Here is a 13,882-nt window from a genome sequence, read left to right as displayed (position 1 = left end):
TCCTCACGCATGGCCGAGGCGAATCAACGCGTCGACCGCAGTCGTGCCAGCGGCGCCGACCAACAATGGGTTCACATCGAGTTCCAGCAGTTGCCCGGCGTTTTCGCAGGCGTAGTCGGCGACCGCGCGAATTGCCGCGACCAGACTGTCGAGGTCCGCCGCTTCACGGCCGCGAAAGCCTTGCAGCAAGGCGGCGCTGCGCAGACTCAGCAGCGCGTTGCGGATCGCACCGTCGGTGGTTGGCAGCAACAGGCAGCGGCTGTCCTTGAGCAACTCGACCAACACGCCGCCGGCGCCGATCACCAGGGCCAGGGCGAAATCGCTCTCGCGCTTGATCCCGACAATCAGCTCGGCCAGCGGTGGCTGGGCCATCGGTTCCAGCAGCAGATGCTCGACCGCCACGTCAGGCGCGTAGGCTTTGATACTGGCGGTCATCTTTGTCAGGGCGGCGTCAAGAGCGGCTTCGTCCTTTAGATTGAGCGCCACGGCACCGGCCTCGGTCTTGTGCGGCAGTTGCGCACTGACGGCCTTGAGTACCAGCGGATAACCGAGCTTTTGCGCATCCTTAAGTGCATTGGCCGGCGTGCTCAGCACGCCGTTCGGCGTCGGCAGGCCAAAGGCGCGCAACGCTTGCTTCGAATCCCATTCGTTGAGCAACCGGCCTTCGCCGGTGAGGGCTTGCGGGCACACCGGCACACGCGCCGATTCGCCCAGCGCCAACAAGGCTTGGCGATTTTGCTGATAACCGGCAATCCGCCCCCAGGCAGCCAGGCCATCCTCCACCCCTTGCAGGGCCGCTACGCCTTGGGCGTGCAGACGTTCACGGGCGTGAGGCGGCAGCAGTTCGGGGAAGGCCGAGGTGACGAAACCGGTCTTGCCATGGCGTAGCAGCGCCTTGCAATACAGGTCCAGCAGCAGGTCACATTCCTTTCGCTCGCCGGTGAATTCGGCCGGGTAATCGAGTACCAGCATTGCCGCATCCGCTTCGGTGCGCAGGGCACTGTCGAGCATGCGGTTCAGGGCTTCGCCGTCACCCCAGATCGCCGTGGTGAAGTCCAACGGGTTAACCAGGTTGGCGTAGCTCGGCAGCACCTGCGCCAGTTCGCCGACTTGTCCGTTGTCGAGCTTGGGCAGCGTCAATTCATTGCGTTCAGCGTAATCGGCGATCAGTCCCGCATCGCCGCCAGAACAGGCCAGCGCGATCAGGCTGTTGCCCGCCGGCAGGTTGCCGCAGGCCGCCGCTTTCAGGGTTTCGACAAAGCTCACCGGACCGCTGACGCGGATCACCCCGAGGCGCTCGAACAGCGCGTCATACAAGGTATCGGAGCCAGACAACGAGCTGGTGTGACTTAGGGCCAGCTCGGCACCGATCTGCGACACCCCGGTTTTCAGGGCAATGATCGGGATGCCTTTCTCCAGTGCCTTGTGCGCGGCGCGGGCAAATCCCGGGACATTTTTCAGACCTTCCAGGTGCAAGCCGATGGCGGTGACGCGCGGCTCGTCGAGCAGCACGTCCATCAATTCGGCGACGCCCAGTTGCGCCTGGTTGCCCACCGAAGCCATGTAGGCCACCGGCAGCGAGCGATCGCTCATCGACAGGTTGTAGGCGAAGTTGCCGCTCTGGGTCAGCACCGCCACCCCCTTCTCCACCGCCTTGCCGCCATGGGCCACCGGCCACAACGCCGAGCTGTGCAAGTAATCCAGCAGGCCGTAGCAGTTGGGGCCGAGCAAGGCCATCTCGCCAGCGGCCTGCAGCAATTGTTGCTGCAAGGCCTGGCCTTCGGCTCCGGATTCGGCAAAGCCGGAGGCATAGCAGATCGCTCCGCCGGCACCGATGGCCGCCAGTTCGGCGACGCAGGTCAGGGTCAGCTCGCGGTTGGTGGCGATGAACACCGCGTCCGGGCCACAGGGCAGCTCGGCGATGCTGCGCACGCACGGCACGCCTTCGAGGCTGTCGTGCTGCGGGTTGACCAGCCACATTTGTCCAGCGTAGCCGCCTTCGGCACAGCGTTTGAGGGCACGGGCCATGCTGCGGCCGCCGACAAACGCCACGTGCTGTGGTGCGAGCAGGCGTTTGAGGTTGTCACGAATCATCTGGGACATGGCAGTTCTCCGGAACCGATCAACGCAGCAGTGGGCGCAGCAGCTCTCGGGAAATGATGTGGCGCTGGATTTCCGACGTGCCTTCCCAGATCCGCTCGATCCGCGCGTTACGCCAAATGCGTTCCACCGGTCCCTCGTCCATCAAGCCCATGCCGCCGAAAATCTGCACCGCCTCGTCGGCCGCGCGACCCAGCACTTCACTGGCGAACAGCTTGGCCATGCCGGCTTCGCCGTCGGTCATGCTGCCCTGATCCATTTTCCAGGCGGTGTGCAGGGTCAACAGTTCGGCCGCACGGATTTGCGTGGCCATGTCCGCCAGCTTGAACGACACGCCCTGATAGCTGCCGATCGGCTGGCCGAACTGTTGGCGGTCCGCCGCCCATTGCAGCGACACATCGAGTGCGCGCTGTGCCTGGCCGACGCAGTTGGCAGCGACCATCACCCGGCCAGCGGTCAGCCAGGCGTTGGCCACTTCCCAGCCCTTGCCCACTTCGCCAAGGACTTTGGACGCCGGCACGCGGCAGTCGTCGAAGAACATCTCAAAGGTGTGATAACCACGGTTGCTCACGCACTTGGGACCGCGGCGGATGGTCATGCCCGGGGTGTCGCGGTCCACCAGGAACGAGGTCACGGCGTTGCGTTTTCGGCCGTTGTGCTCGTAGGTGTCAGTGACTGCGAAGACAATGGCGAAATCGGCGTGGCCGGCATGGCTGATGAAGTGCTTGCTGCCATTGAGGATGAAATCGTCGCCGTCACGCACGGCGCGGGTCTTGATCGCGTTGGCGTCGGAGCCGGCGCCCGGTTCGGTGAGGGCGAAGCAGTCGATCTTCTCGCCCTGGATGCACGGCAACAGGTAGTCGTTGATCTGCTCGTCTTTACAGGCCATGAGGATTTTCGACGGCCGTGCGACGAACACATGCAGCGCCCAAGAGACCTTGGACAGTTCGCGCTCGATCAGCGCCTGGGACAGGTAGTCGAGGCCGCCACCGCCGACTTCTTCGGGCATGTTGAACGCATAGAAGCCCGCGGCAATCGCCTTGCCACGGATCTGTGCGGCCAACTCGGGCGACACTTCGTCAGCGCGGTCGACCGCTTCTTCATGGGGCAGCAATTCCTTGGCGACAAAGCTGCGGACCGCTTCCACCAACATTTCTTGTTCTTGGGTCAGTTGGAAATTCATGGTGTTACCTGTTGTGCGTGTGCTGTAGGAGTTCGGGTTGATCAGCGACCGACAAAACGCGCGGGGCGTTTTTCCATGGCGGCGCGCAGGGCTTCGTTGCCGTCCTCGCTGCGACCGCAGAGCAGACCGGCATCCAGTTCGGCCTGCAGCTGATCGGCGAGGCTGCGTTCGGCGCCTTCGCGGATGAGCTTCTTGGTCTGCGCAAAGGCGAAGGTCGGGCCGTTGGCCAGGCGCGTTGCCAGCTCGGCGGCGACACTCTGCAGCTGCTCGTCGGCGCAGACTTCACCCACCAGGCCAGCCGCCAGGGCGCGATCGGCACCCCAGAGTTCGTCGAGGAACAACAGGCGCTTGGCCTGCTCGCTGCCGATCAGCCGCGGCAAGTGCCAACTGGCGCCAGCGTCTGGCGAATAGGCCATGCCGGTGTAGCCGGCCTTGAAACGTGCCGATTGCGCGGCGATGCGCAGGTCGCAGCACAGGGTCAGGTCCATCCCGGCGCCCACTGCCGTGCCGTTGATGGCGGCGATGGTGGGTTTTTCCAGGCTGTGCAGACGGGTCATCAGGGCGTGGGCGGTTTGTGTCCAGCCGTAGGTTTCCAGAGCGCCGCGAGCTTCGGCTTCGGCCCATTCATCCAGGTCGGCGCCGGCACAGAAGCTGCGACCACTGCCGGTCAACACCACCACGCGCACGGCCGGGTCGGCGTTGTGGGCGTCGAGCAAGGCATGCAGGGCTTTCAGGCTCGGGATATCCAGCGCATTGCGCTGGGCGGGACGGTTGAGGGTGATCCAGGCAACGCCTGCTTCGACCTGGCTGAGCAGGGACGACTGAGTAGTCATGGGAATCCTCGAATTATTGTGTTTGGCGTGAGGTGCTGCGACTTGAGATCATACTAAACGAGTGTTCAGTAAGGCGGCAATCGCCGGCCAAATCCGCTGTAACAGTTTGCGAAAACAAGTAAGCACTTGAATTTCATGGGTTAATTGATACTGCTAGAAGGCAGGCCGCCGGCCCTGTTACAACTTTGTACAACTGGCCACAGAAACGCGGCGACTCTGGCAAGTTTTCAGCGCTGACGTACACTGATAGACCCGGTTCAACGGATCGAGGGCGGTCTTCGCCACACCGGTAGCGTCTACTGATCTGAGTGATGCCAGTATGAAAACGCTTACGTCCCTGGGTAGCTGTTTCTTAGCCTGTGCCCTGTGCAGCGACTGGGCCAGTGCGGCCGTCAATAACCGGTACTACGCCACCGGTTACGACTGCGCCGTCACGGCGATCAGCATCGAAAAGCTGATTTGTCGCGACCCGCAACTGGCGCGCATGAATCTCGAATTGATCCGCCTGTACCGCCTGGCCCTCACTGATCAGCGCTCGCAACCGCCACCCGACAAAATTGTCACCGACCAGCGTTTCTGGCTGCTGGCCCGTGATCAGTGCGCCAACGCCATTTACCCCAAGGTCTGCACCATTGAACGCTATGCCGAGCGGGCGTTCGAGTTGCGCCGCGGCTCGGCCATCGTCCGGACCAAAGACCCGGATCGCCTGACCGAAGGCCCGGTGGCGTTTCGCTGCAACGGACAACACGCGCCCATCACCGCCACTTACTTCAATGCCGGGCCGAATGTGGTCTATCTCAAGTGGGCGGACACCTCGATCACCCTGAGCCAGGTCTCCAGTGAAACCGGCACGCGCTACAGTAACCAGGGCAACGAGGACAATTACAGTTTCTGGCAGAACGGTGCTCTGGCGATGTTGTACCGGCCTGGCGCGCCGTCAGTCATCTGCAACCTCGAACCGGTGGGATAAACAGGAGGTATCGATGCGCCAGATACTCAGCAAGGAACCCTGGTGGGCCGTCCCGCCCCAACCCGGACAGGATGAATCGGATCTGGACTGGGGCTGGCTGGTGACCTGGAATGAAGGCGAACCGCGCTTCGAGTTCGTCAAGCAACGGCCGTCAGACAATGAGATCCGCAATCGCAAGAGTTGCCGGATTACCTCACCGGAATAATCGTACGCGGGCCTGCCTCGGATGCCGGCCCGCTGCGCAGGTTTCAGACATTCACAATCCGCTCGAATCCGCCAAAGATCATCCGTTGGCCGTCGAACGGCATTTGATTGCCCTCGGCCTGCAGGCGCGGGTCGGCCATGAATGTGGCCATGGCGCTGTCGCGGGTCGGGCGGTCAGGCCAGATAATCCAGGAGAACACCACGGTCTCCCCCTCTTCGCACTTCACCGCCATCGGGAACGAGGTCACCTTGCCTTCCGGCACATCCTCGCCCCAACACTCACTGACATTCAGCGCGCCGTTCTCTTTGAAGATCACCGCCATGCGCTCGGCGTGCTGGCGAAACTCTTCGCGTTTGGCGGTTGGCACCGCGATAACAAATCCATCGACGTAGGACATGGTCGTTCTCCTGATCAATATGGGGGGGTGCTGATTAGTCGGCTGGCGTTGCGGCGGATCGACACCCGCCGCCCATCGCCCGACCAGCGGCAGCCTCAACAGGCGTTAATTAAAACGATCCACATCTCTTAATACTTGAAGATTAGTACTTTCAATTTTTTCACATTAGTTTCACCTCCGCCCCACCTGCCGCTCGGCAAAGTACCAACTATTAATCGGCCATTAATGGCATCCAGCCAATTGAACTGATTGTTTATAGACAACCAATGACGGGTGAACTCCGTGACCAATAGCGCGTTGTCGACAACGTTCTTACAAACACTTCGCAAACATCCTCTCTTAAAATGGATACTCGTCTTATGGGGACTCGGTCTAGCCGTTCTGGTCATGGGACTGATGCTGTGGCCAAGGTCGCCGACCCTGCTTGCGCAAGGCAATCATCTGGCCGAGAGCCGTCTCATTGAACAGTGGCAGGCTGGCGAACTGGTGGTGCTGGTACGACATGCCGAACGCTGCGACCAGTCGAACAACCCCTGCCTGGGTCCGCCAGACGGCATTACCCGTGTCGGAGAGCTGGCCTCTGCCAATGTCGGCAAGGCCCTCAGTCTATTAGGGCTGGAGCGCACGGACGTGTTGACCAGCCCCACCACCCGGACCGTGCAAACCGCACATTCGATGTTCTCTCGCGAGGTCACCCAGCAGGAATGGCTCGCGGCCTGCGGCACCACCCTGCGCGACGAAGTCGTGGCGCACAAAAGCGCCCGGCGCAATCTGGTGCTGGTAACCCACAGCGGCTGCATCAGCGAATTCGAAGCGCAAAATGGTTTCAGGCGGGCCATGAAGGCCGCCTACACCAGTGCGTTGTTTGTGACGATCAAACCGGATGGGCAACTTGAGGTGCTGGGCACTTTGAATACCGAAGACTGGCCCATCGTGCTGAATAAACAAATAGCCAAGAATTAGACCGGTTTATCGATGGAATTAACTGTGCTTACAGCATTTGGACAGTTTTCATTTCCTAGAATCCAACCCGCCATGTAACCAACTTTTACAACCTTACAGCGTGCTGCTGTGCGGTTGTGTTCATGCCTTTTGCCAACAAGGTTGCCTCATGAAGAGCACGTGCACCTCGCTCACGTCGTTGCGCTCGGCGGATGACACTGTCTTGACCTCCCGACGCTGGGCGTTGGGCGGACTGATACTGGCCTTCGCCCTGTTCTACCTGTTGCCCTTGATGTTCCATGGTCTGTGGATTCCCGACGAGCCACGCTATGCGCAGATCAGCCAGGAGATGCTGCAGACTGGCAATTGGGTAGCGCCGCACTTCATGGGTTTTCGCTACTTCGAAAAGCCGGCGGCCGGCTACTGGATGATCGCCCTGGGCCAGGCGATCTTCGGCGAAAACCTGTTCGGGGTGCGTATCGCGTCCGCCCTGAGCACCGGGTTCAGCGTGTGGCTGGCGTACTGGCTGGCCAGCCGGCTGTGGAGTGACCCACGCAAGTCATTCGCTGCGGCGCTGCTCTATATGAGTTTTGGCCTGATCGCCGGCCAGGCGGGCTACGCCAACCTCGACCCGCAATTTACCCTCTGGGTCAACTTGAGCCTGGTGGCGCTGTGGCTGGCCCTCGACAGCCAAACGTCACCTGGCCGCCTGGGTGCCTGGACCCTGCTCGGCATTGCCTGCGGCATGGGGGTCATGACCAAGGGTTTTCTCGCCTGGTTGCTGCCCGTGGTGGTGGCCGTGCCTTACATGCTCTGGCAACGGCGTTTTGCCGAACTGTTGCGCTATGGGCCGGTGGCGCTGATTGCAGCAGTTGCCGTGAGCCTGCCCTGGGCGTTGGCAATCCATAGCCAGGAACCGGACTTCTGGCGCTTCTTCTTCTGGAATGAGCATATTCGCCGTTTTTCCGCCGACAACGCCCAGCACCTGCGTCCCTGGTGGTTCTTCCTGCCGATCATGGTGGCGGCGAGTCTGCCATGGGCAGCCCTGCTGCCGACCACGCTGGCCCAGGCCTGGAACACCCGTCGGCAATCCACGGTCGGCTTTCTATTGCTCTGGTTCTTGCTTCCCCTGGGCATTTTCAGCCTGAGCAAGGGCAAGCTGCCCACCTACATCATGCCGTGCCTGTTGCCGCTGGCGTTGTTGATGGCCCGTGCCCTGATCGACCGGGTCAACCAAGGCAAAAGCCGGGTACTGCGCATCAACGGTCTGCTCAACGTGACCATTGCCAGTGTGGCGCTGGTGGGCCTGGTTTATCTGCAACTGCGCAAGCCGATCTTTGGCCACGGGGAGATGTTTACCCTGTCCCTGGGTTTTATTGTGCTGGTCGGCTGGATTCTCGCCAACGCCCTGCAGGCACTGCGTCCGTTACAGTTCTGGGCCGCTCCGGCGCTGGGCATCTGGCTGCTGGTGGCGCTGCTGCCGGCGTCGATGCCGGCTTCGCTGGTGCACGACAAAATGCCCGATCAGTTTATTGCCGAACATCAGCGGGTATTGAGTGAAACCCGTTCGTTGCTGAGTAACGACCTGGGCGCCGCTTCCGCCCTGTCGTGGCGCCTGAATCGGGCGCAAGTCGACCTGTACAACACGGTCGGCGAACTCAAGTACGGCAGCTCCTTTCCCGAGGCCGAGGCACGCAAAGTCGACCTGGCCGGCATACAGCAATGGATGAGCGCAGCGCGCAAACAGGGTTCGGTTGGTGTGGTGATGCGGGTCAACAGTGCCCTTGAGGAACAGGAAGTGTTGCTGCTGCCCACCGATGGCCAACGCTATGAACGGGGCAACCTGCTGATCCTGATTTTCCCGCAGCAGCCTTGAAAATTGCTCCCTGGGCGCAATAGCGGATAGTCATGATTGACGTCGACAACAAGGTGCCGCTGGCCATGCAAAACCACGGTGTGCCGTTGGTCCAGGCGGGGGCGGAGTCGAGGGACATCACAAACTCTAACAACAAGCATTCCCATTCGCACTCATGCACCATTCAATCGAATGCAAATACAAACAACATTGATTAACGATTTATTTGACGTTTTTTTCTCATCACCCACACTAAATTGCCAGCCCACGAAATTCATGCGAATGATTCGCATTTTTTGCGCAAGCTGCACGGACTGCGGAACGGAAAGTGAGGCTTGCCCAACGATTCCATCACCACCGCAGGAGCTTGCCCCCTTATGAATCCTCGCCTCCCCGCGCGCCTCAAGGCCGCCTTTCTCGTTACCGCCCTGCTCGGCGCAGGCCATGTTTATGCGGCGCCCAGCGCTGAAGGGATCGTGGTCTACAACGCCCAGCACGAAGGCCTGACCAAGGCCTGGGTCGAAGGGTTTACCCGTGAAACCGGGATAAAGGTCACCCTGCGCAACGGCGATGACAGCGAGATGGGCAACCAACTGGTGCAGGAAGGTGCGGCCTCCCCGGCCGATGTATTCCTCACCGAGAACTCGCCGTCGATGGTACTGGTGGAGAACGCCGGGCTGTTCACCCCGGTAGCGCCTGCGACCCTGGAGCAAGTCGGCGCGCCCTATCGTCCGGCCCACGGTAAATGGGTCGGTATTGCTGCGCGTTCAACGGTGTTTGTCTACAACACCAGCAAGCTCAGCGAGGCCGCATTGCCCAAGTCCCTGATGGATCTTGCCGATCCGGCCTGGAAAGGTCGCTGGGCCGCCTCGCCGGCCGGCGCCGACTTCCAGGCAATCGTCAGCGCGGTGCTGGAACTCAAGGGCGAAGCCGCGACCCTCGAATGGCTCAAGGGCATGAAGGCCAACGCCACGGCCTATCGCGGCAACAGCGCGGTGCTCAAGGCGGTGAATGCCGGGCAGATCGACGGCGGCGTGATCTACCACTACTACAGCTTCGTCGACCAGAACAAAACCGGGGAAAACAGCAAGAACACCACGCTGCACTACTTCAAGCACAAGGACCCGGGTGCCTTTGTCAGCCTGTCCGGCGGCGGCGTGCTGGCCTCCAGCAAACATCAGGAAGAAGCCCAGGCGTTCCTCAAGTGGATCACCGGCAAAGACGGTCAAGCGATTCTCAAGGACGGAAAATCCTTCGAGTACGCAGTCGGCAAAGACGCCGAGTCCAATCCGAAGCTGGTGCCGCTGGCGCAACTGGACGCACCGGCCATTGACGTTTCCCGACTCAATAGCAAAAAAGCCGTTGAACTGATGACTCAGGCAGGGTTGTTGTAAGCCCATGTCCAAGCCCGTTTCGCTAGCGGATAGCCGCGACGCTGCCCGCACGGCAACGCCCGTGACCCTACGCCCGGTTTCCCGGCATCGCGTCGGCGGCTGGGTGATTGCGGCGTCGATCCTGGTGTCGTTGCTGGCGTTGATCCCCCTGGCGTTCGTCATCGGTGTTTCGCTGCAGACCGGCTGGGCGACCATCGTCCAGCTGGTTTTCCGTCCACGGGTCGGCGAATTGCTGATCAACACTGCCCTGTTGGTGTTGATCACCCTGCCACTGTGCATTGTGCTCGGCGTGGCGTTGGCGTGGCTGACCGAGCGCACCGACCTGCCAGGACGGCGCCTGTGGTCGGTGCTGGCAATTGCGCCGATCGCGGTGCCGGCCTTCGTCCACAGCTACGCCTGGGTCAGTCTGGTGCCGCCGATCCACGGTTTGTTTGCCGCGGTCCTGGTGTCGGTGATCGCCTATTTCCCGTTCCTCTATTTACCCGTGGCCGCCACCCTGCGCCGGCTGGACCCGGCAATAGAAGACGTGGGCGAATCCCTTGGGCTGAAACCCTGGGCGGTGTTCTTTCGCCTGGTGCTGCCGCAATTGCGTCTGGCGATCTGCGGCGGCGCCTTGCTAGTGGGCCTGCATCTGCTCGCCGAATACGGCCTGTACGCGATGATTCGCTTCGACACCTTCACCACGGCGATCTTTGATCAGTTCCAGTCATCGTTCAACGGCCCGGCCGCCAATATGCTGGCCGGCGTATTGGCGTTGTGCTGCCTGGTGCTGCTGACAGTGGAATCGGCGGCACGGGGCAAGGCGCGTTATGCCAGGGTCGGTTCCGGCAGCGCGCGTATCCAGCGCACCCAGCTATTGCGCGGCAAGAGCAGAGCCGTGGCGCTGGGGTTACCGATCATCACCAGCGCGCTGGCCCTCGGCGTGCCGTTGCTCACCTTGGGGCAGTGGCTGCTGGCCGGTGGCACCGAGGTGTGGCGCATGGCCGAGATCCTTCCGGCATTGCAGCAGACATTCTTGCTGGCTGGCTTTGGCGCACTCATTACCACGGTGGCGGCGGTGCCGGTGGCCTGGCTGTCGATTCGCGCTCCGGGCCGACTGCATCGCCTGCTGGAAAGCTGCAACTACATCACCAGTTCGTTGCCCGGCATTGTCGTCGCCCTGGCGCTGGTGACAGTGACCATCCACTACGCCCGGCCCATTTACCAGACCACCGTGACCGTGCTGCTGGCGTACCTGTTGATGTTCCTGCCGCGAGCATTGGTCAGTTTGCGCGCCGGCATCGCCCAGGCCCCGGTGGAGCTGGAAAACATCGCCCGCAGCCTCGGTCGCTCACCGAGCCAGGCGCTGTGGCTGATCACCTTGCGCCTGGCCGCACCCGGTGCAGCGGCTGGCGCGGCCCTGGTGTTCCTGGCAATCACCAACGAACTGACCGCCACGCTGCTGCTGTCACCCAGCGGCACGCGCACCCTGGCCACCGGCTTCTGGGCGATGACCAGTGAAATCGACTACGCGGCGGCAGCGCCTTATGCGCTGATGATGATCCTGTTGTCGATGCCCCTGACCGCTCTTCTCTATCACCAATCCAAACGTACGGCAGGCCGATGAACGCCCTTGAACTCAACGCCCTCTACAAGACTTTCGGCAGCCTGCCGGCGCTGGACGACGTCAATCTTTCGGTGCCGGCGGGCAGCCGCACGGCCATCGTCGGCCCTTCGGGCTCGGGCAAAACCACCTTGCTGCGAATGATCGCCGGCTTCGAGTTTCCCGACACTGGCAGCATCCGGCTCAGCGGCCAGACCTTGGTGGACGCGACCACTCAGGTGCCAGCCCATCAGCGCTCAATCGGTTATGTACCGCAGGACGGTGCGCTGTTCCCCCATATGACGGTGGCCGGCAATATCGGCTTCGGCCTGTCCGGCACGGCGACGGCAAAGCAGCAACGCATCGCCGAACTGCTGGAGAGCGTGGTGCTGGAACCCCACATGGCCAAGCGTTGGCCCCACGAATTGTCGGGCGGCCAGCAACAGCGTGTGGCGCTGGCCCGGGCGCTGGCTCAGCGGCCGCGACTGATGCTGCTGGATGAGCCCTTCTCGGCGCTGGACACCGGTTTGCGCGCCTCGATGCGCAAGATGGTTGCCAAACTGCTTTCAGACGCCGGCGTCACCACCATTCTGGTGACCCACGACCAGGCCGAGGCGTTGTCGTTCGCCGATCAGTTGGCGGTGATGCGCCAGGGACGACTGGTCCAGGCCGGACAGCCGATGGACCTGTACCTGCGCCCCCACGACAGCCAGACCGCGTTTTTCCTCGGCGATGCGGTGGTGATGCCGGCCCGGGTCGAAGACGGCTGGGCCACCTGCGACCTGGGCCGGGTCCAGGTCAACAATCCGCTCCATCGCGGCCCGGCGCACATCATGTTGCGTCCGGAACAGTTGCATCTGGTGCCGCACTCGGGCCCGGCGCACCAGGCTAACGGCTGCCTGGGGGTGGTCACCGACCGCGATTTCGGCGGCAATGTCTGCACCTTGACCGTCGAGTTGCATACCCGGCTTTGCCCGCTGCACGGTCATCCCGGTAACCGCTCGCTGCTGGTGCGCAGCTCGGGCATCGGTGCGCCACCAACCGGCAGCACGGTACACATATCTGCCCTGGGTGACGCCCATGTGCTGGCCGACACGGTGGTCCACGACAATGACGCCATTACCTCACAAGTCACTTTATAAAACAGCTGTAATGCACTGTTTATAAGGACTAAAGATCGAAACGATCGACCGCGCGCCGGCGCTCGTTATCGTCGCGCACGTCGTAACTGGCAGTGGTCTGGATGTTGCTGTGGTGCGCCAGCTTCTGCGCGATCGACAGGTCGTGCTCCTCGATCACCCGGGTAATGAATGAACGGCGGAAGTCGTGGGGCATGATTTTCACCCCGACCTGGGTGCCACGCTGACGGGCGATGTAGTAGATCGCGTGCTTGGTGATGCGTTCGCGGGTGATGTGGCTGCCGCGGCGAATTCGGTTGAACAGAAAACCATCGTCTTCCTGGCCTTCCACCAGAAATGAGCGACGCAGGTCGAGCCAGGCCTGGAGCTTGTCGAACGCCCAGGTCGGGGCGTACTTGATCAACTGTTTATTCCCCTTGCCGGTCACCTGCAGGCTGCGCTCGCTGAAGTCGACCTGGGCCAGATCGAGGTTCACCGATTCGGACTTGCGCATTCCCGAGCCATATAACAAGGCAATCACTGCCGCGTCGCGCAGGCCCTGGGGGCGCGGGTCGGCGGCGCACACGGCCATCAGGTCGTGGATCAGCGTGCGCTTGAGGTTGCGCCCCTGGGACAGGCGCGTCCCGGCGATGCCCTTGACCGAGCGGATTTTCAGCAGGTGATCCTGGCTGATCAGGCTCATGCGCCAGGCTTCGTTCATCACCCCGCGTACCGCATTAACGTACAAGGACGAGGTATTGGGCGCGTAACCGTCACTGCGCAGCGCTGCCACCAGGGCCACCACGTCTTCGGGCTGCAACTGATGCCAGGGGATGTCGTCCATGTTGACTTCATCGAAACCCAGACGGTCAGCGGCATCCTGCAGCACGTAGCGGATGGTCATCTGGCTGGAGGGAGCGAGCCGCGCCAGGTACAGGGATAACGGATTGGCACGCGGGGCATGTTGGACTGGAGTAGCGGGTAACTCGGACAAACGAACAGGACCTTGAATAAACACGGCTCGGATGGATTCGAGCGCTGATTGAAAACTATAGATGACCGGCAAGGATAAACCGCGAAATCCATGCTGTCTGCGCCAGTCCCTGTCTGGCAGAAATTTCCGATGAAACAATCCACTTCAGCCGAAGTCTGAACACTTGCTGTAAAGCTGCACGCTAAACGATTTGAACACCGTTTTTTCATGTCACTTTCACATTTTTGCGCTTACTCTCAGCGCCACCGCAACAACTGGCCGATTAACCACAACTGCCGCCTCGATGAAACTAAAGTTAATCAATGTGCA

Annotated in this window: 12 protein-coding genes; 7 read left to right on the top strand and 5 right to left on the bottom strand. The window is 61.6% G+C overall.

Features of this window, described 5'->3' with window-relative positions:
- Positions 1 to 3: 3 nt before the first annotated feature.
- From NR126_RS00830 to NR126_RS00820, 3 genes are read right to left on the bottom strand one after another with little or no spacing between them, the layout of a single operon-like run.
- Complete coding sequence (locus NR126_RS00830) at positions 4 to 2,094, bottom strand: acetate--CoA ligase family protein (protein WP_256829634.1); 2,091 nt, start codon at positions 2,092 to 2,094, stop codon at positions 4 to 6.
- A 28-nt stretch (positions 2,095 to 2,122) separates the two neighbouring features.
- Positions 2,123 to 3,283: an acyl-CoA dehydrogenase family protein gene (locus NR126_RS00825; RefSeq protein ID WP_027618881.1), complete on the bottom strand. Its 1,161-nt coding sequence runs from the start codon at positions 3,281 to 3,283 to the stop codon at positions 2,123 to 2,125.
- Between the two features lie 41 nt (positions 3,284 to 3,324).
- Positions 3,325 to 4,116, bottom strand: a complete 792-nt coding sequence (locus tag NR126_RS00820) for an enoyl-CoA hydratase/isomerase family protein (protein ID WP_027618882.1) — start codon at positions 4,114 to 4,116, stop codon at positions 3,325 to 3,327.
- Positions 4,117 to 4,435: 319 nt separating this feature from the next.
- Between NR126_RS00820 and NR126_RS00815 the strand changes: the two genes are divergently transcribed.
- The gene (locus NR126_RS00815; RefSeq protein ID WP_256829452.1) at positions 4,436 to 5,086 is read left to right on the top strand and encodes an MliC family protein; all 651 of its coding nucleotides are present in this window, start codon (positions 4,436 to 4,438) and stop codon (positions 5,084 to 5,086) included.
- A 13-nt stretch (positions 5,087 to 5,099) separates the two neighbouring features.
- A complete protein-coding gene (locus NR126_RS00810; RefSeq protein WP_027618884.1) occupies positions 5,100 to 5,291 on the top strand; it encodes a hypothetical protein in 192 nt (63 codons plus the stop codon).
- Positions 5,292 to 5,334: 43 nt separating this feature from the next.
- Here NR126_RS00810 and NR126_RS00805 read toward each other — a convergent pair whose 3' ends face one another.
- Positions 5,335 to 5,688, bottom strand: a complete 354-nt coding sequence (locus tag NR126_RS00805; protein WP_027618885.1) for a DUF1428 domain-containing protein — start codon at positions 5,686 to 5,688, stop codon at positions 5,335 to 5,337.
- 282 nt (positions 5,689 to 5,970) lie between these two features.
- On the opposite strand from NR126_RS00805, the gene NR126_RS00800 reads away from it, so the two are divergent.
- From NR126_RS00800 to NR126_RS00780, 5 genes are all read left to right on the top strand, one after another.
- Positions 5,971 to 6,651 carry a histidine phosphatase family protein gene (locus NR126_RS00800; protein ID WP_256829451.1) on the top strand — a complete coding sequence of 227 codons (681 nt, stop codon included), beginning with the start codon at positions 5,971 to 5,973 and terminating at the stop codon, positions 6,649 to 6,651.
- 148 nt (positions 6,652 to 6,799) lie between these two features.
- Positions 6,800 to 8,506 carry a lipid IV(A) 4-amino-4-deoxy-L-arabinosyltransferase gene (gene arnT, locus NR126_RS00795; protein WP_256829450.1) on the top strand — a complete coding sequence of 569 codons (1,707 nt, stop codon included), beginning with the start codon at positions 6,800 to 6,802 and terminating at the stop codon, positions 8,504 to 8,506.
- 356 nt (positions 8,507 to 8,862) lie between these two features.
- Positions 8,863 to 9,879 (top strand): iron ABC transporter substrate-binding protein, encoded by a 1,017-nt coding sequence (locus tag NR126_RS00790; RefSeq protein WP_105754214.1) that lies wholly within the window; start codon positions 8,863 to 8,865, stop codon positions 9,877 to 9,879.
- A gap of 4 nt (positions 9,880 to 9,883) precedes the next feature.
- Complete coding sequence (locus tag NR126_RS00785; RefSeq protein WP_081786360.1) at positions 9,884 to 11,485, top strand: iron ABC transporter permease; 1,602 nt, start codon at positions 9,884 to 9,886, stop codon at positions 11,483 to 11,485.
- Entirely contained in the window at positions 11,482 to 12,603 is a 1,122-nt protein-coding gene (locus NR126_RS00780) for an ABC transporter ATP-binding protein (protein WP_256829449.1), read from the top strand. Before NR126_RS00785 ends, NR126_RS00780 begins: the two co-directional genes overlap by 4 nt.
- A 28-nt stretch (positions 12,604 to 12,631) precedes the next feature.
- Here the strand turns inward: NR126_RS00780 and xerC are convergent, their stop codons facing one another.
- Entirely contained in the window at positions 12,632 to 13,483 is an 852-nt protein-coding gene (xerC, locus tag NR126_RS00775; RefSeq protein WP_256829632.1) for a tyrosine recombinase XerC, read from the bottom strand.
- Between the last annotated feature and the right edge of the window lie 399 nt (positions 13,484 to 13,882).

Origin of the sequence: Pseudomonas sp. Pse1 (assembly GCF_024519635.1) — a bacterium.
In the GTDB taxonomy this organism is placed as follows: Bacteria; Pseudomonadota; Gammaproteobacteria; order Pseudomonadales; family Pseudomonadaceae; genus Aquipseudomonas.
Note: the sequence above shows the minus strand (reverse complement) of the source record. Positions and strands in the feature narration are given on the sequence as shown.